The organism is Nocardioides sp. Root151 (assembly GCF_001427925.1).
Taxonomy (GTDB): domain Bacteria; phylum Actinomycetota; class Actinomycetes; order Propionibacteriales; family Nocardioidaceae; genus Nocardioides.
Map to the genome: position 1 here is coordinate 633,727 of NZ_LMGG01000004.1, position 17,103 is coordinate 650,829.

The 17,103-nt window shown below is 69.4% G+C and carries 19 protein-coding genes; 17 read left to right on the forward strand and 2 right to left on the reverse strand.

Annotation, left to right across the window (positions count from 1 at the left end):
* Window positions 1-36: 36 nt before the first annotated feature.
* Window positions 37-711 carry a helix-turn-helix transcriptional regulator gene (locus ASD66_RS11570; RefSeq protein WP_235530056.1) on the reverse strand — a complete coding sequence of 225 codons (675 nt, stop codon included), beginning with the start codon at window positions 709-711 and terminating at the stop codon, window positions 37-39.
* Between the two features lie 93 nt (window positions 712-804).
* Between ASD66_RS11570 and ASD66_RS11575 the strand changes: the two genes are divergently transcribed.
* The 3 genes from ASD66_RS11575 to ASD66_RS11585 are packed head-to-tail and all read left to right on the forward strand — an operon-like array spanning window position 805 to window position 2,980.
* Window positions 805-1,230: a DoxX family membrane protein gene (locus ASD66_RS11575; RefSeq protein WP_056891005.1), complete on the forward strand. Its 426-nt coding sequence runs from the start codon at window positions 805-807 to the stop codon at window positions 1,228-1,230.
* The gene (gene folE, locus ASD66_RS11580) at window positions 1,227-1,835 is read left to right on the forward strand and encodes a GTP cyclohydrolase I (protein WP_056891006.1); all 609 of its coding nucleotides are present in this window, start codon (window positions 1,227-1,229) and stop codon (window positions 1,833-1,835) included. The genes ASD66_RS11575 and folE overlap by 4 nt, the downstream gene beginning before the upstream one ends.
* Window positions 1,832-2,980, forward strand: a complete 1,149-nt coding sequence (locus ASD66_RS11585; protein WP_056891007.1) for an NAD(P)/FAD-dependent oxidoreductase — start codon at window positions 1,832-1,834, stop codon at window positions 2,978-2,980. The genes folE and ASD66_RS11585 overlap by 4 nt, the downstream gene beginning before the upstream one ends.
* 8 nt (window positions 2,981-2,988) lie before the next feature.
* On the opposite strand, the gene ASD66_RS11590 is transcribed toward ASD66_RS11585, so the two are convergent.
* The gene (locus ASD66_RS11590; RefSeq protein WP_056891008.1) at window positions 2,989-4,251 is read right to left on the reverse strand and encodes an SLC13 family permease; all 1,263 of its coding nucleotides are present in this window, start codon (window positions 4,249-4,251) and stop codon (window positions 2,989-2,991) included.
* 37 nt (window positions 4,252-4,288) lie between these two features.
* Here ASD66_RS11590 and ASD66_RS11595 point away from each other — a divergent pair, with 37 nt between their 5' ends.
* The 14 genes from ASD66_RS11595 (at window position 4,289) to ASD66_RS11660 (ending at window position 16,896) form a co-directional block, all read left to right on the forward strand.
* Entirely contained in the window at window positions 4,289-5,044 is a 756-nt protein-coding gene (locus ASD66_RS11595; protein ID WP_056891009.1) for a helical backbone metal receptor, read from the forward strand.
* A gap of 100 nt (window positions 5,045-5,144) precedes the next feature.
* Window positions 5,145-8,399 (forward strand): fused isobutyryl-CoA mutase/GTPase IcmF, encoded by a 3,255-nt coding sequence (gene icmF / locus ASD66_RS11600; RefSeq protein ID WP_056891010.1) that lies wholly within the window; start codon window positions 5,145-5,147, stop codon window positions 8,397-8,399.
* A 47-nt stretch (window positions 8,400-8,446) separates the two neighbouring features.
* Window positions 8,447-8,923 carry a hypothetical protein gene (locus ASD66_RS11605; RefSeq protein ID WP_056891011.1) on the forward strand — a complete coding sequence of 159 codons (477 nt, stop codon included), beginning with the start codon at window positions 8,447-8,449 and terminating at the stop codon, window positions 8,921-8,923.
* 3 nt (window positions 8,924-8,926) lie between these two features.
* Window positions 8,927-9,310, forward strand: a complete 384-nt coding sequence (locus tag ASD66_RS11610) for a hypothetical protein (RefSeq protein ID WP_056891012.1) — start codon at window positions 8,927-8,929, stop codon at window positions 9,308-9,310.
* Between the two features lie 139 nt (window positions 9,311-9,449).
* Window positions 9,450-10,805 (forward strand): hemolysin family protein, encoded by a 1,356-nt coding sequence (locus tag ASD66_RS11615; RefSeq protein WP_056677612.1) that lies wholly within the window; start codon window positions 9,450-9,452, stop codon window positions 10,803-10,805.
* Entirely contained in the window at window positions 10,798-11,859 is a 1,062-nt protein-coding gene (locus ASD66_RS11620; protein WP_056677616.1) for a hemolysin family protein, read from the forward strand. The genes ASD66_RS11615 and ASD66_RS11620 overlap by 8 nt, the downstream gene beginning before the upstream one ends.
* A 92-nt stretch (window positions 11,860-11,951) precedes the next feature.
* Window positions 11,952-12,497 (forward strand): CDP-alcohol phosphatidyltransferase family protein, encoded by a 546-nt coding sequence (locus ASD66_RS11625; protein ID WP_235530117.1) that lies wholly within the window; start codon window positions 11,952-11,954, stop codon window positions 12,495-12,497.
* Window positions 12,490-13,374 carry a DUF881 domain-containing protein gene (locus ASD66_RS11630; protein WP_056677624.1) on the forward strand — a complete coding sequence of 295 codons (885 nt, stop codon included), beginning with the start codon at window positions 12,490-12,492 and terminating at the stop codon, window positions 13,372-13,374. Before ASD66_RS11625 ends, ASD66_RS11630 begins: the two co-directional genes overlap by 8 nt.
* Complete coding sequence (locus tag ASD66_RS11635; protein WP_056677626.1) at window positions 13,371-13,703, forward strand: small basic family protein; 333 nt, start codon at window positions 13,371-13,373, stop codon at window positions 13,701-13,703. Before ASD66_RS11630 ends, ASD66_RS11635 begins: the two co-directional genes overlap by 4 nt.
* On the forward strand, window positions 13,696-14,559 hold the full coding sequence (locus ASD66_RS11640) for a DUF881 domain-containing protein (protein WP_235530057.1): 864 nt from the start codon (window positions 13,696-13,698) through the stop codon (window positions 14,557-14,559). The genes ASD66_RS11635 and ASD66_RS11640 overlap by 8 nt, the downstream gene beginning before the upstream one ends.
* 88 nt (window positions 14,560-14,647) lie before the next feature.
* Window positions 14,648-15,034: a glycine cleavage system protein GcvH gene (gene gcvH, locus ASD66_RS11645; protein WP_056677629.1), complete on the forward strand. Its 387-nt coding sequence runs from the start codon at window positions 14,648-14,650 to the stop codon at window positions 15,032-15,034.
* Window positions 15,035-15,102: 68 nt separating this feature from the next.
* Window positions 15,103-15,627, forward strand: coding sequence for an FHA domain-containing protein (locus ASD66_RS11650; protein ID WP_056677631.1), 525 nt, complete (start codon window positions 15,103-15,105; stop codon window positions 15,625-15,627).
* Window positions 15,628-15,663: 36 nt separating this feature from the next.
* Entirely contained in the window at window positions 15,664-16,356 is a 693-nt protein-coding gene (locus tag ASD66_RS11655; protein ID WP_082599452.1) for a MerR family transcriptional regulator, read from the forward strand.
* A 57-nt stretch (window positions 16,357-16,413) separates the two neighbouring features.
* On the forward strand, window positions 16,414-16,896 hold the full coding sequence (locus tag ASD66_RS11660) for a bifunctional nuclease family protein (RefSeq protein ID WP_056677637.1): 483 nt from the start codon (window positions 16,414-16,416) through the stop codon (window positions 16,894-16,896).
* Window positions 16,897-17,103 lie beyond the last annotated feature (207 nt).

The following is a 17,103-nucleotide window of genomic DNA, read 5'->3' on the forward strand; positions in this document are numbered from 1 at the left end:
TCACGGGTAGGACGCAATCGATCGCGATCCGGTTCGTCAGCGACGGTGGGACTTCACGCAGCAGAGGCCGTCCTCGGGTTCGAGGCAGGCCTCGACGCCGGTGCAACCGAGGCCGTCGGCCACACCCTGCACGTAGTCACGGTTGAGGCCGCACACGAGCTCGGTGTGCTGCTTGGCCAGGCTGTCGAACGGGCAGTTGGCCAGCGTGACGGTGTCGTCCTCGCGGCGGGCCTCGTAGCCGCGTCCGGACAGGGTCTCGGCAAGTCGGTCGAGTGGGTCCTCGACTCCCGACTCCGCGGACTGGCCGTCGACGCGGCCGTGCTCGGTGGCGGCACTGCTGAGCGCCTCGTCGAGCGACGTGCCGCGCGCCGCCTGCTCGACGGCCGACGCGAGGATGTGCCCGACCAGGTCGTAGTGGCGCTCGGGCAGCGACACCGCGAACTCGCGGGCGCTGCGCTGGTAGAGCTTGCTGGGCCGTCCGGCCCCCGGACCGGTGCGACCCGACAGGCGGCGGAACTCGGTCTCCAGCAGCCCCTCGTCGACCAGCTTGTCCAGGTGGAACTTCGCGGTGTGGGCCGGTACGTCGACCGCGCTCGCGGCCTGCTCCCGGCTGACCGGATCGGCCTGCGTGGCGACGTACTCGTAGAGCGCTCGGCGTACCGGCTCGGCGAGCGCACCGATGCTCGAGGCCTGTCCTGCCAGATCCACCACGATCGCGCCCTTCTAAAGGAGATGATCATTGACCTTACACTCCCGGAAGGTCTAACGTAGAGAAAAGTCTACTTTAGAAAACCGGAGGTCACCATGACCACTCAGCAGTCTCCCGCCCCCACCTCGCAGTGGGCCACGAACTCGCCGGTGGAGCAGGCGTTCTTCCTGCTCCGCACCGTCTTCACCATCGCCCCGATCGTCTTCGGGCTGGACAAGTTCGCCGGTCTCCTCACTGACTGGGAGGACTACCTGGCTCCGTGGATCAACGACCTCGTGCCGGGATCCGCCCACCAGGCCATGCTGGCGGTCGGTGTCATCGAGATCGTCGCCGGCCTCGCGGTCGCCCTCGCGCCGCGGTTCGGTGCCCTGCTCGTCGCGGCCTGGCTGGCCGGCATCATCCTCAACCTGCTCACCATGGGGGAGTACTACGACGTGGCCCTCCGCGACTTCGGCCTCCTGGTCGGCGCCCTCGCCCTGGCCCTCCTTGCCCGCGCCCGGCACTCGGCGACCGGCCGATGACGGCGACCCCACTGCGTCCCCGCATCACGCATGCCCGGGGCGACATCGACCCGAGGGCGGTGGAGGAGTCCTGCGCCCGCTTCCTCACCGCCCTCGGGCTCCCCATCGAGACCCCGGCCATGCTCGACACCCCACGTCGTATGGCCGATGCCTATCTCGAGATGCTGAGGGCCCGCGACTTCGACCTCACGACGTTCCCCAACGAGCAGGGGTACGACGAGCTCGTGCTCGTGCAGGACATCCCGGTCCAGTCCCTGTGCGAGCACCACATGCTTCCCTTCTGGGGTGTGGCACACGTCGGCTACCTGCCCGGTGACCGGATCCTGGGCCTCTCGAAGTTCGCCAGACTCGTTGAGTTCCATGCGCGCAGGGCCCAGACTCAGGAACGACTGACGCAGGAGGTCGCCGACCACCTGCAGCGTGCCCTGTCGCCGAAGGGGGTGGGTGTGGTGATCGAAGCCGAACACACCTGCATGAGCTTCCGCGGTGCTCGCGTCTCGGGGGCCCGCACCGTGACGTCCGCCCTGTCCGGCAGGTTGCGCGAGGACCCGTCAGGCCGGGCCGAGTTCCTGACCCTGACCAGACCAGCGAGGGAGAAGACATGAAGATCGTGATCGTCGGGGGCGGCCTCGCTGCCGCGAACGCAGCCGCCGAACTGCGAGACCGCGGGCACCTCGGGGAGCTCACCGTCTTCGCCGACGAGGCGCACCTCCCCTACGAACGACCGCCGCTCTCCAAGGGTGTTCTCCTCGGCAAGGACGAACCCGACTCGGCCATCGTCCACGCCAAGGAGTGGTACGCCGACCACGACGTCGACCTGCGTACGGCGACGGCCGTCGACGCGCTCGACCTCGACACCGGCGCCGTCCTGGCAGGGGAGGAGCGGCTGGTGTTCGACCGCCTGCTCCTGGCGACCGGATCCCGGCCCCGTCACCTTGCGATGGCCGACGAGAGCGGTGCGCCGGTGGCCTACCTGCGTACCTTCGAGGACAGCGCCGCCCTCAAGTCGTCGTTCGGTGAGGGCCGCCGCCTCGTCATCATCGGCGGTGGCTGGATCGGGCTCGAGGTCGCCGCCGCCGCTCGCGAGGCCGGCACGGAGGTCACGATCGTCGAGTCGCTCGAGCTGCCCCTGCTTCGAGTCCTCGGCCCCGAGGTGGCCGGGCACTTCGCCGACCTGCACCGCTCCCACGGTGTCGACCTCCGCCTGTCGGCCAGCGTCACGAGCATCGACGCCGACGGCACGGTGCACCTGGCCGACGGCGAGGCGATCGGTTCCGACCTGATCGTGGTCGGCATCGGGGTCGAGCCCGTCGACGACCTGGCCAGGGCCGCGGGCCTCTCGGTCGACAACGGCATCCTGGTCGGCCAGGACCTGCGCAGCTCCGACCCGCGGGTCTTCGCGGCCGGCGACGTCGCCAACCAGTTGCACCCGACGCTGGGCAGGCGGATCCGCGTCGAGCACTGGGACACCGCGATCCACCAGGGCCGGCACGCGGCCCGCGTCCTGCTCGGCGAGGACGTCGACTACGACCGGCTGCCCTACTTCTTCACCGATCAGTACGACCTCGGCATGGAGTACGTCGGCAGCGTCGGCCCCGACGGCTACACGTCCGTGGAGTTCGAGGGCGACCCCGCCTCCGGCACCTACCGCGCCTTCTGGATCCGCGACGGGCTGGTCGTGGCGGGCATGCACGTCAACGACTGGGACGCCACCGACGAGATCCGCGCTGCAGTCGGCAAGCCGCGCTGAGCGAGGCCTCAGGCCAGACCTGTCCCGGCCGCCCAGGCCCAGAGCACCGTCGTGCCCACGAGTACGGCGACCGGCGTCACGACCGCGGCATGGAGGTGGAAGAGCCGGGTGTCCACGGACGACCCATGCCGTCGCAACGTACGCCGCCACAACAGGTTGGCCAACGATCCGGGGTAGGTGAGCCCCGAGCCGACGTCGAGCCCGATCAGTGCCGCCAGCACGGCCACCGGGCCGAGCGGCGCGACCAACGGGACCAGCAGCAACGTGGCGGGCAGGTTGTTGACCAGGTTCGCCAAGGCCGTGGCGAGGACGGCGACCAAAAGCAGGGAGACGAGGCCGTCGCTCGACGGGATGAGGCCGGCCACCGCCTCACCCAGGAAGGAGTCCGTGACCGCGAGGACGACCACGCCCAGGCACAGCACGAAGACCACGAACGGCAGATGCGCGGCTTGTACGACGGCCATCGCGCGCGTGGCACGCCGTGAGAGTGCGTGCACGACAAGCACGACTGCAGCGGCGCCGGCCACCCAGAACGGGTCGACGTCGATGGCCGATCCCGCGGCGAAGCCGGCGAGCATCGCGACGACCGTGACCAGCGGAACCAGCGGCATCCGAAGAGGCTCGGCCGGGTCCGGCACCACCCCGGAAGACGAACGGCGCCGCCGGGCCTCCGGGAAGACCAGGAGCACACCGGCGTACTCGACCAGGATCACGACGACCCACACCGGTGCCATCAGCAGCACCCAGGTGGAGAACGAGAGGTCCAGGTGGGGGAGTGCCAGCAGGTTCGTCAGGTTCGAGACCGGCAGCAGCAGCGAGGCAGAGTTGGCCAGCCGGACGCACGCGTGCATGCCTGCTCGCTGTGCACCGGTGCCGGTGGCCGCGGCTGCGATGACCGGAGTCAGCAGCACGACGGTCGCGTCCAGGCTGAGGACGGCCGTGACCGCCGACGCCACCACGAACGTCAGCACCACGAGCCTGCGCGGGCTGCCCCGGCCTGCTCGGCGAACCCGCTGGCCCACCGCCGCGAAGAGGCCCTCGGCCGCGCACAGCTCCGCGACCACGAGGATCGCCGCGAGGAACAGCACGACCGGCAACAGGGTCCGGACCTGGTCGCCGACCTCGGCGAACGACACGGCACCGACGGCCAGCACGGCGCCAGCGCAGGCCACCCCCGCGAGCAGCTCGTGGCGACCGCGCGGGTGCAGGAACGCCACCGTCAGCAGGGCGACCAGGCAGGCGACCCCGACGAGGTCCACGACGAACGGCACCGCCGAAGCCTAGACGCCGGCCACTAGTCTCACGTCCATGTCGCCCCTACTCGACGACCTGGACCACGAGGTCCCCCTCCCAAGGCCCGCGCGGCGTGTGGTCTCGCTGGTCCCGTCACTCACCGAGGCCCTGGCCACGTCGGCACCCGGCGTGCTCGTCGGCGCCACCGACTGGTGCACCCACCCGGCGGACCTGGACGTCGCCCGCGTGCGCGGCACCAAGAACCCCAACCTCGACGCCATCGCGAAGCTCGAGCCCGACCTGGTGATCGCCAACAAGGAGGAGAACCGCGAGCTCGACGTACGCCGGCTCCGCGAGCGCGGCATCGCAGTGTGGGTGACCGTCACCGAGTCCGTGCCGCAGGCACTCGACAGCATGGAGCGCCTGTTCGCGGAGGCGCTGGCGCTCGACGTGCCGGACTGGCTCGTGGAGGCGCGGCGGCTGTGGGGGCGCGAGGTGCCGGAGGCGGTGGCGACCGCGGCCGTGGCGATCTGGCGCGACCCGTGGATGGTGGTCGGGTCGCACACCTTCACCGGCGACGTGATGCGCCGCCTGGGCCTGGTCAACGTGTACGACGACCACGCCGACCGCTACCCGTCCGTCACGGTGGCCGACATCGAAGGGCGCACGCCAGACCTCGTGCTCCTGCCCGACGAGCCCTACGTCTTCACCGCGGACGACGGACCCGAGGCCTTCGCCGACGCGACGACCCGACTGGTCAGCGGACGACTGCTCACCTGGTACGGCCCGTCGCTGGTGGAGGCGCACACCGAGCTGGGACGACTCTGCTGAGTGCCCTCGTGTGAGCCGTGCCACGGTGGCTTTGCACAATTCCTAGGACGTCCTACTATTTAACTAGGACGTCCAACTATCTCTGTTCTGGAGCCGAAACGTGAGCACTTCGACCGACCTCCACAAGCCCGAACTCCACAAGCCCGTGAACCCGGTTCGGTTCGTCACCGCCTCGAGCCTCTTCGACGGGCACGACGCATCGATCAACATCATGCGGCGGATCCTCCAGAGCCAGGGCGCGGAGGTCATCCACCTCGGCCACAACCGGTCGGTCCAGGAGGTCGTCGAGGCCGCGATCGAGGAAGACGTGCAGGGTGTCGCCGTGTCGTCGTACCAGGGCGGCCACGTCGAGTACTTCGAATACCTCGTCGAGTCGCTGCGCGAGCGCGGCGCCGGCCACATCAAGGTCTTCGGCGGGGGCGGCGGCGTCATCGTCCCCGAGGAGATCGCCCGCCTGAAGAAGAGCGGCGTCGTCATCTTCTCGCCCGAGGACGGCCAGCGCCTCGGCCTCGTCGGCATGATCAACCAGATGATCCGCGAGTGCGACATCGACCTCTGGAAGGACAGCGCGGTCACCGCCGACGCCGTCATCGCCGGCGACCGCTTCGCCGTGGCCCGTGCGCTGACCGGTGCCGAGCTCGGCGAGCTGCCGGCCGACGTCCTCTCCGCACTTCAGGACGCCGCGAACGCGCGCACCGCACCCGTGCTGGGCATCACCGGCACCGGTGGTTCCGGCAAGTCCAGCCTCACCGACGAGCTCGTACGTCGGTTCCGGGTCGACCAGGAGGACAAGCTGCGGGTCGCCGTGATCGCGGTCGACCCGACCCGTCGGCGCGGCGGTGGCGCCCTGCTCGGTGACCGTATCCGGATGAACTCGCTCGACGGCGAGCGCACGATGTTCCGCTCGCTGGCCACCCGCGGGAGTCACGAGATCCCTGAAGGCCTCGCCGACGTGATCGCGGTCGTGAAGGCCGCCGGGTTCGACCTCGTCGTCGTCGAGACCCCCGGCATCGGCCAGGGCGACGCGGGCATCCTGCCCTTCGTCGACACCTCCATGTACGTCATGACGCCCGAGTTCGGTGCCGCCTCCCAGCTCGAGAAGATCGACATGCTCGACTTCGCCGACACCGTCGCGATCAACAAGTTCGAGCGCCGCGGGGCGATGGACGCCCTGCGCGACGTCGGCCGCCAGCTGGTCCGCAACAAGGAGGCGTTCGGCAAGAAGCCGGAGGACATGCCGGTCTTCGGCACCAGTGCCGCCACGTTCAACGACGACGGCGTCACCGCGCTCTACCAGCACCTCCTGGCCTCGCTCGGCGAGCTCGGGCTCCCGGTCGCCGAGGGCGTGCTGCCGCGGGTCGACGTACGCCACTCCTCGGGCATCGCCCAGGTCGTGCCGACCCAGCGGGTGCGCTACCTGGCCGAGATCACCGAGACCGTCCGCAAGTACCACGCCGAGACCGAGGACCTCGTCGCCGCAGCGCGCAAGGTGCAGCAGGTCGAGGCCGTCCAGGCAGCGCTGGCCGAGGCGAAGGCCGAGGCGGGCGGTGTGCCCGAACTGCTCGCGAGCGCACGCAAGCAGCTGCCCCACGAGGTCGCCGACCAGATCGAGAACTGGCCCAAGGTCGTGGAGTCCTACTCCGGCGACGAGCAGGTCGTCAAGGTTCGCGACAAGGAGATCCACACCCGCCTGACCAAGGAGTCGCTGTCGGGCAACAAGATCCCGCGGGTCTCGCTGCCGAAGTTCGACGACCACGGTGAGCTGGTGCGCTACTGGCGCAAGGAGAACCTGCCCGGCTACTACCCCTTCACCGCGGGCGTCTTCCCGTTCAAGCGTGACGGAGAAGACCCGGCACGCATGTTCGCCGGCGAGGGCGACCCGGCCCGCACCAACCGCCGGTTCAAGATCCTCAGCCACGAGGGCGAGGCCACCCGCCTGTCCACCGCGTTCGACTCGGTGACCCTCTACGGCCGCGACCCGGACCTGCGCCCCGACGTCTACGGCAAGGTCGGCACCTCCGGTGTCTCGGTCGCCACCCTCGACGACATGAAGGTGCTGTACGGCGGCTTCGACCTGGTCGCCCCGTCCACCAGCGTCAGCATGACGATCAACGGTCCGGCGCCGACGGTGCTGGCGTTCTTCCTCAACACGGTCATCGACCAGCAGGTCGACGCGTTCCACGAGAAGGAGGGCCGCGCGCCCAACGACGACGAGCGCGCCATGCTCGCGGCGTACGCCCTCGCCAACGTGCGCGGCACCGTGCAGGCCGACATCCTCAAGGAGGACCAGGGCCAGAACACCTGCCTGTTCTCCACCGAGTTCAGCCTGCGCATGATGGCCGACATCCAGGAGTGGTTCATCCAGAACCAGGTCCGCAACTTCTACTCGGTCTCCATCTCCGGCTACCACATCGCCGAGGCCGGGGCGAACCCGATCAGCCAGCTCGCGTTCACGCTGGCCAACGGCTTCACCTACGTCGAGGCCTACCTCGCGCGTGGCATGGACATCGACGACTTCGCGCCGAACCTGTCGTTCTTCTTCTCCAACGGCATGGACCCGGAGTACTCCGTGATCGGCCGCGTCGCCCGACGCATCTGGGCGGTCGCGATGAAGGAGAAGTACGGCGCCAACGAGCGCTCGCAGAAGCTGAAGTACCACGTGCAGACCTCGGGTCGTTCGCTCCACGCGCAGGAGATGGACTTCAACGACATCCGTACGACGCTCCAGGCGCTCATCGCGATCAACGACAACGCCAACTCGCTGCACACCAACGCGTTCGACGAGGCGGTCACCACGCCGAGCGAGGAGTCCGTGCGCCGGGCCCTGGCGATCCAGATGATCATCAACAAGGAGTGGGGCCTCTCGATGAACGAGAACCAGCTCCAGGGCTCCTTCATCATCGACGAGCTCACCGACCTGGTCGAGGCGGCGGTGCTGGCCGAGTTCGACCGCATCAACGAGCGCGGCGGTGTGCTCGGCGCCATGGAGACCGGCTACCAGCGTGGCCGCATCCAGGACGAGTCGATGCTCTACGAGCACCGCAAGCACGACGGCTCGCTGCCGATCATCGGCGTCAACACGTTCCGTCGCCCCGAGAGTGCGGGCGAGGAGGACCACACCGTCGAGCTGGCCCGCGCGACCGAGGCGGAGAAGAAGTCGCAGCTCGACCGCGTGCACGCCTTCCAGGACACGCACCGCAGCGAGGCCGACCGGGCCATCGCCCGGTTGAAGGAGGCCGCCATCGGCGGCGAGAACGTCTTCGCCGTGCTGATGGACGCCGCTCGGGTGTGCTCGCTCCAGCAGGTGACCGAGGCGTTCTTCGAGGTGGGCGGCCAGTACCGCCGCAACGTGTGAGGTGCGCCTGAGGTGTGAACAGGGGCGGCGCGGGTGAGAATGCGGGCATGAGCCACAACGTGAGCCCCTCACCCACGCCGCCGAACAACCGCAAGATCGCCTTCGTGCTCGCGGGCATCCTGGTGATCCTGTTCGGCACGGCGGCCGTCGTCTGGGCGGTCAACCGCGGGGGAGCGGAGTCCGTCCAGGACGTCGCGGACGCCGCGGTCGAGGCCGGCGAGGACATCGACGTCGACGCCGGCATCGACCTGCTCTGCGATGCGCCGACCGACGAGCAGCGCGAGAAGGTCGAGGAGTTCGTCGACGCCGGCAAGGACGAGGCCGGCACCGACGACCCGGAGATCCACGTCGAGGCCTCCGACGTCGAGGGCGAGGCCGAGGGCTCCTTCGTACTGACCATCTGGAGCGACGACGGTGGCCTCGCCGAGAGCTACGGCGTGGTCGACGTGGAGGTCGAGAAGGACGGCGACCGGTCCTGCATCGCCGACGTCGACATCGACCAGCGCGACGGCCCCCGCCCGTAAGGGATGTCGGGCAGCTTCCGCCTCTCCGCCACGCTGACGATCGCCACCGCGGTGATCGCCGGTGCCGGTGTCCTGCGGTTGGGTGGTGCACCGGGACACGTGGTCGGCACGCTGCGCGGCCTCGGTGCCGACGGCTACGCGTGGTGGTACGTCGCAGTGCTGCTCACCCCGCTCGTGCTGCTCGCCGCCGCGGTCGGCGTACGACGCACACCGTGGCCTTGGATCACCGCCGTGGTGCTCCATCTGGCCAGCGTGGTGGCGGCAACGGTCCGCGTCGAGCACTGGCTGTCGGCGTGGGCGTGGTCCGCACTGGTGGGCGCCGTGGCAGTGGGCCTCTGGTCGGTGGCCGTAGCCCTGGCCGGGCCACGGGGCACGACCGACGCGTAACGGTTGGCGATCGTGTGGCCGACTTCTGTACGCTGATCCGCGTCCGGCCCCGATTCGAAAGCAGCTGACGCACACCACTCATGGACGGTTCTCAAAGTCCCCAGCTCATTGATCCCGTGCCGAACGGGGGAGAGCCACGATGACTGCCTGGTTGTTGCTCGGCCTTGCCGTGCTCCTCATCCTCGCCTGCGGTGTGTTCGTCGCGGCGGAGTTCGCCTTGGTGACCGTCGACCGCAACGCGGTCGACAAGGCCGCCGCGGCCGGTGACGCCGGCGCGATCGGCGTGCAGAAGGCCCTGCGGTCCCTGTCGACCCAGCTCTCCGGGGCACAGGTCGGCATCACGGTCACGAACCTCGCCATCGGTTTCCTCGCCGAGCCCGCGATCGCCGAGCTGATCCGCGACCCGCTCGGCGCCATGGGGCTGCCCGACGGTGCCGTCCACCCGACGGCGATCGGCTTCGCGTTGGCACTGAGCACGGCGCTGACGATGATCTTCGGAGAGCTGGTCCCCAAGAACCTCGCGATCGCGATGCCCCTCGAGACGGCCCGGGCCACGGCCCGTCTGCAGCGCGGCTTCACGACCGCCATGAAGTACCCGATCCGGGTGCTGAACGGATCGGCGAACGTGCTGGTGCGTCGCCTCGGCATCGAGCCGCAGGAGGAGCTGCGCTCGGCCCGCAGCACCAACGAGCTGGCCTCGTTGATCGCCCGGTCCGCCGACCAGGGCACCCTCGACCCCGACACCGCCGAGCTGATGGAGCGCTCCGTGGAGTTCGGCACGCGCACCGCCGGCGAGATCATGACGCCGCGGGTGCGCACGACCAGTGTCGAGGCCACCGACCGGGCGAGCACGGTGATCGAGCTGGCCCGCGGCACCGGCCACTCCCGCTTCCCGGTGCTCGACGACGCCGACGCCGTGGTCGGCACGGTGCACGTGAAGCACGCCGTGGCCCTGCCGCTGCACGAGCGGGCCACGACCCGCATCAAGCACATCATGGTGAAGCCGATCGTGGTTCCCGACTCCCTCAAGCTCGACCCGCTGCTGGCGCTGCTGCGCCGTGACGGGTTCCAGATGGCCGTCGTCCTCGACGAGTACGGCGGCCAGGCGGGCATCGTGACCCTCGAGGACGTCGTCGAGGAGATCGTCGGCGACATCTCCGACGAGCACGACCGCCTCGGTGCGCGGGTGCGGCAGCGACGCGACGGCACGTGGTCGCTGAGCGGCCTGCTCCGGCCCGACGAGGTCGAGGACGTCACCGGGGTCGACCTGCCCGCCAACGAGGACTACGACACCATCGCCGGCCTCGTGCTGCGCGAGCTCGGCCGCATCCCGGTCGCCGGTGACGTCGCCGAGGTGCCGCTCCCGGTCGAGCTCGACGACGATGACGACGAGCTGCCGCGGAAGATCGCGGTGCTGAAGGTCGAGCACATGGACGGACTGCGGGTCGACCGGATCCGGCTCTCGGTCCGGACCGAGGAGGTGCACGATGGGTGACCTCACCGGAGTCGTGATCGCCGTGGTGCTGCTCGGCTTCAACGCGTTCTTCGTCGGTGCCGAGTTCGCGCTCGTCTCCGCACGGCGCACGCAGATCGAGCCCCGCGCCCAGGCCGGGTCCTCCGTGGCGCGGACCACGCTGCGGGCCATGGAGAACGTCTCCCTGATGATGGCCGGCGCCCAGCTGGGCATCACGATCTGTTCGCTCGGCCTCGGTGCCGTCGGTGAGCCGGCGGTGGCGCACCTGCTCGAGCCCGGTTTCCACGCACTCCACGTGCCGGAGAACCTGCTCCACCCGGTGTCGTTCGTGGTGGCGATGACCATCGTGGTCTACCTCCACGTCGTCCTCGGAGAGATGGTTCCCAAGAACATCGCGCTGGCCGGACCCGACCGTGCCGCGCTTGTCCTGGGCCCGCCGATGATGGCCATCGTCACCGTGCTGCACCCGATCATCGTGGGCCTCAACTGGATCGCCAACGTCACGCTGCGGCTGCTCCGCGTGGAGCCGAAGGACGAGGTCTCCTCGACCTTCACCCGCGAAGAGGTGGCCGCGCTCGTCGAGGAGTCACGCGGTGAAGGACTGCTCGCCGACGAGGAGTACGACCGCCTGGCCGGCGCCCTCGGGTTCACCGAGCGGTCGATGGAGTCGGTGCTGCTGCCGATGGCCGAGCTCAGCACCCTGCCCCGCGGCTGTACGGCGGCCGACGTGGAGGACCTCTGTGCCGCCACGGGCTACTCCCGCTTCCCGATCTGCGACAGCGAGGGCGAGCCGATCGGCTACCTCCACATCAAGGACGTGCTCGAGACCGACCCGCGTCGGCGTACCCGCGTGATCGACGACAAGTGGATCCACGCCTTCGCGACGGTCCGTCCCGACGACGTCCTGCACGACGCGCTCGAGACGCTGCAGCGCAAGGGCGCACACATGGCCCGCGTGGTCGACACCGAGGGCCGCACGCTCGGGTTGGCCACCATGGAGGACGTGCTCGAGGAACTCGTCGGCGAGATCCGCGATGCCGCACACCTCGAAGACACCCCCGGCCAGTTAGGGTGACATCCGGCAACCCCACGGCGAGAGATGGTCACGGAGAAGTGCAGGACGAACAGCGCACCTCACGCGTCTGGACGGTGCCCAACATCCTGAGCATGGCGCGGCTCCTCGGAGTCCCGCTGTTCCTCTGGCTGGTGCTGGGTCCCGAAGAGGACGAATGGGCGATCGCCGTCCTGATGGTCTCCGGGGTGACCGACTGGCTGGACGGCTACCTGGCCCGCAAGCTCGACCAGCGCTCGACCCTGGGCGAGATCCTCGACCCGGTGGCCGACCGGCTCTACATCCTGGCCGTGGTGATCGGTCTGGCCCTGCGCGACATCATCCCGTGGTGGCTGGCGCTCCTGCTGCCGCTGCGTGACCTCCTGCTCTGGGGACTGGTGCCGTTCCTGCGCACGCGCGGTTACAGCGCGCTGCCCGTGCACTTCCTGGGCAAGGCGGCCACCTTCAACCTGCTCTACGCCTTCCCGTTGATCCTGCTGGGCCACGGTGACAGCACCGTGGCGACGCTGGCCGACGTCTTCGGATGGGCGTTCGCGATCTGGGGGATCGGCCTCTACTGGTGGGCCGGCGTGCTCTACGCCTGGCAGGTGCGCAAGCTGCTGAAGGAGACCGACCGAAGGGCCCCGGTGCCCGATGGCTGAGCGTCGCCCCGCCACCGCACCCGAGCCCGGCAAGACCCTGCCGGAGCACGTCACCCTGCCCCTGCTGAGCCTGATCACCCGGCAGAGCATGGACGGCGACTACCAGCACGTCGCCGAACGCCGCAAGGCCGACGGCGAGGAGCGCGCGGGCCGACGCATCACCCGCAACACCGCCCTGGTGGTCGCCCTGTTCGGCCTGATGATCGTGATCGCCGCCGTACAGACCTCACGGGACGCCGCCGCGACCGAGGAGGGGCGGCAGGAGCTGATCCGGCAGATCAGTCTGGAGCGCTCCGACCTCGGAGACGCCCAGGACACCATCAGCGACCTGCGCGCCACCAACGGCGACCTCAGTGAGCGGGCCGACGACCTCGAACGCCTCGAGGGCAGCGTCACGCGGCGACTGCTCCAGGCCCGCGGGGCCAGTGGGTTCGCACCCGTGCGCGGCCCCGGCGTCCGGATCACCGTCGACAACTCACCCGACGGCACCGACGACGGCCGGGTGCGTGACGAAGACCTGGCCATGCTCATCGACGGGCTCTGGGTGGCCGGGGCCGAGGCGATCTCGATCAACGGCCAGCGGTTGACCAGCATCAGCAGCATCCGCAGCGTGGGCGACGCCATCCATGTGCGCACCCAGCCGCTCAAGCCGCCGTACGAGATCCTGGCCGTCGGCGACCCCAACACCTTGCAGGCCCTGTTCGCCGAGTCGCGGCCCGGGCTCCAGTGGATCTCCCTGCGCAACACCTTCGGCTTCGAGTTCGAGATCGAGAACTCGACCTCCGACCTGTCCCTCCCGGCGAGCCGACGGGCGCTCCTACGTTCCGCACGTGTCGCCGAACCCGAACCACTCAACAAGAAGGAGGCCATTCCGTGATCGCAGCACTCGGACTGCTCGTCGGAATCGTGGCAGGGCTCATCCTCCAGCCCGACGTGCCCCTGTGGCTCGAGCCCTACCTGCCGATCGCGGTGGTGGCCGCCCTGGACGCCGTCTTCGGTGGCCTGCGCGCCTACCTCGACGGCATCTTCGACGACAAGGTGTTCGTCGTGTCGTTCTTCAGCAACGTCGTCATCGCCGCGGCGATCGTGTTCCTCGGCGACAAGCTCGGGGTCGGCGGCCAGCTCTCCACCGGCGTCATCGTGGTCCTGGGCATCCGCATCTTCTCCAACGTCGCGGCGATCAGGCGGCACGTCTTCCATGCCTGAGAAGAAGCCGCCGCCAGGCAAGGGTGGGGCCGACAAGGCCCGTCCCTCCAAGCCCACGCCCGCCAAGCCCGCGCCCGCCAAGCCCGCGCCTGACACGGCTGCGCCCGGGACCGCCGCGCCCGACCCGGCCCGACCCGATCCGCGCGAGCGCATCCGGGCCGCGTTCATGGCGCGACCGTCCCGCGGGCAGGTGCTGGTCGCCGTACTCCTGGCCGCGGTCGGCTTCGCCGCGATGACCCAGGTGCAGAACAACGAGCGCGACGACGACTACACCGGGCTGCGCCAGTCCGACCTGATCCGCGTGTTCGACGGCCTGTCGGCGAGCCAGCAGCGCGCGGAGAACGAGATCGACCGGCTCACCGGAATCCGCGACGACCTGCAGGACGAGTCGTCCAGCCGCGAGGCCGCCCTCGACCAGGCCCGCCAGGACACCGAGGTCTACGGCATCCTGGCCGGCACGCTGCCCGCCACCGGCCCCGGCGTACGCATCACGATCACCGACGACGAGGGCAAGGTGGGCTCCGAGATCCTGCTCGACGCCCTCCAGGAGCTGCGGGCCGCAGGTGCCGAGGTGCTCGAGTTCAACGACCGGGTGCGGGTGATCGCGCAGAGCTCCATCGAGGAGACCTCTGCGGGCATCGAGATCGACGGCCAGCTGCTCGAGGCGCCGTACGTCATCGACGTGATCGGTGAGCCGACCACCCTCGCCGGCTCACTCGACTTCCCGGACGGCCCGACGGAGGCGGTCGAGGAGAGCGGCGGCACCGTCACGTTCGAGGAGCTGGAGAGCGTCGACATCGAGAGCGTCGTCGATTCCTCGGAGGGGGACTTCGCAGAGCCCCGCGAAGGCCAGTAGCGTTCCACCGAACCCAGCACCACGCACCACCCACCGCAGAGCACCACCCACCACCCACCCAAGACACCGCGACAGCAGGGAGACCCCCATGTACCCCGAGGACCTGAAGTACAGCAGCGAGCACGAGTGGGTGCGGCAGCCCGGCGAGACCGAAGGGTCGGTGCGCATCGGCATCACGCACTTCGCCCAGGACGCGCTCGGCGACATCGTCTACGCGTCGCTTCCCGAGCTGGGCGAGACCATCGCCGCGGGCACCACGGTGGGCGAGCTGGAGTCGACCAAGTCCGTCAGCGACGTCTACTCGCCGGTGACCGGTGAGGTGGTTGCCCGCAACGAGGCCCTCGACGCCACCCCCGAGCTGGTCAACTCCGACCCGTACGGCGACGGCTGGCTGTTCGAGGTCGCCGTCGGCGACACCGCCGAGATCGACGGGCTCATGGACGCCAAGGCGTACCAGGCCTCACTCGACGGCTGATAGGTTGGAAACCGTCAACCTCGACCAAGTGTTGAGGGTTCGTGGATCGATGACCGGGAGGGTTGTACATGCCGTTCTGCACTAGCTGTGGCAAGCAGAACCCGGAGGACGCACGGTTCTGTGCCCAGTGCGGCCACCGCCTCGTGAGCGAGGAGCCGCAGGACCACGCGGAGAGCCCGGTGGAGTCGACCGCGACCATCACCTTCGGTGCTCCCGAGAAGGCCGAGACCGACGAACGCTCGCTCAACCCGGCGGAGTCCGCCGCGGTCGACGCACTGCCGGTCGGCCACGCCCTCCTGGTGGTCCAGCGCGGACCCAGTGCCGGGTCGCGCTTCCTGCTCGACACCGACCTGGTCAGTGCCGGTCGTCACCCCGAGAGCGAGATCTTCCTCGACGACGTGACGGTGTCGCGTCGCCATGCGGAGTTCCGACGGGTCGACGAGGGCTACTCGGTCTCCGACGTCGGCAGCCTCAACGGCACCTACGTCAACCGTGACCGGATCGACGAGGTGACACTCCAGGACGGCGACGAGGTCCAGATCGGCAAGTACCGCCTCGTGTTCTTCGCCGGCCACGAATCCGTGAACGGCTGACCGATGGCGACGCCAGCTGCTTCACAGCGTCGCCGGATGAACATCGGGGAGGTCCTCTCCCAGTTGAGTGGCGACTTCCCCGGCATCTCCCACTCGAAGATCCGGTTCCTCGAGGACAAGGGCCTCATCGACCCGGAACGCACGTCGGCCGGCTACCGAAAGTTCTCCGCCCACGACGTCGAGCGCCTGCGCTACGTCCTGCGGATGCAGCGCGACCACTACCTGCCGCTCAAGGTCATCGGGGAGCACCTCGACGCCATGGACCGCGGCCTCGAGCCGCCGGCCATCGAGGAGGTCGGGCCGCGGGTGCCGAAGGTGGCACTGGCCAACGACGGGCTGCCGTCCGTGGACTCGTTCCGGGCCAGCTCCGACCTGCGCATCTCGCGCCGCGAGCTGCTCAAGGTGGCCGAGATCGACGAGGACCTCCTCGCCCAGCTGGAGACCTACGGACTCGTCGCCGCCAGCCGCACCGGCCATTTCGACGCCGACGACCTCGTGGTCGCCAAGACCGCCTCAGAGCTCGCCGGCTTCGGATTCGAGCCCCGCCACCTGCGCGCGTTCAAGACCGCTGCCGACCGCGAGGTGGGCCTGGTGGAGCAGGTCATCGCGCCGCTGCGACGGGGTCGTGACGCCTCCGCACAGGCCCGCGCCGAGGAGGCCGTGGCCGAGATCGCGGCGCTCTCGGTGAAGCTGCACGCCACCCTGGTCAAGGCCGGCCTGCAGTCCTGACGGACTGCCACACCGGCTGCGGCGCGCGACCCACCGCAAGGCGAGTAGGGTTGCTGCATGCGTGAAGTGGATGTCATCGGAGTCAGGGTCGAGATGCCGTCGAACCAGCCGATCGTCCTGCTCCGGGAGGCGTCGGGGGAGCGTTACCTCCCGATCTGGATCGGTGCGGTCGAGGCGACGGCGATCGCGTTCGCACAACAGGGCGTCGTGCCCCCGCGACCGCTGACCCACGACCTGATGAAGACCATCCTCGAAGAGACCGGCAACCCGTTGGCCGAGGTGCGGATCACCGAGATGCAGGGCGGTGTCTTCTACGCGATCCTGGCCTTCGAGTCGGGGCTCGAGGTGAGCGCGCGTCCTTCCGACTCGATCGCGCTGGCGCTGCGCACCGGCACCCGCATCGTCTGCGCCGAGGACGTCCTCGAGGAAGCTGGTCTCGCCGTGCCCGAGGAGCAGGAGGACGAGGTCGAGCGGTTCCGCGAGTTCCTCGACCACGTGACGCCCGAAGACTTCGAGAGCGGCGACCAGAACGAGGGCTGAACCCTCACCCTCAATCTGAGGTTTAGGGTTGCGACACGCGGCCCAGCAGATTGACCACCCTCAGGCGGGGGCCTACCTTGGAGTGTCTTCGTTGTAACTCCACCGTTGTGGTTGACCCCGGCTCGACTGCCTGGTTGATCCTGACGACCTTCCCCCGCCGGGGTTACGCTGAACGAAGTATCTGACCGGAGGGTCGACGTGGCATCA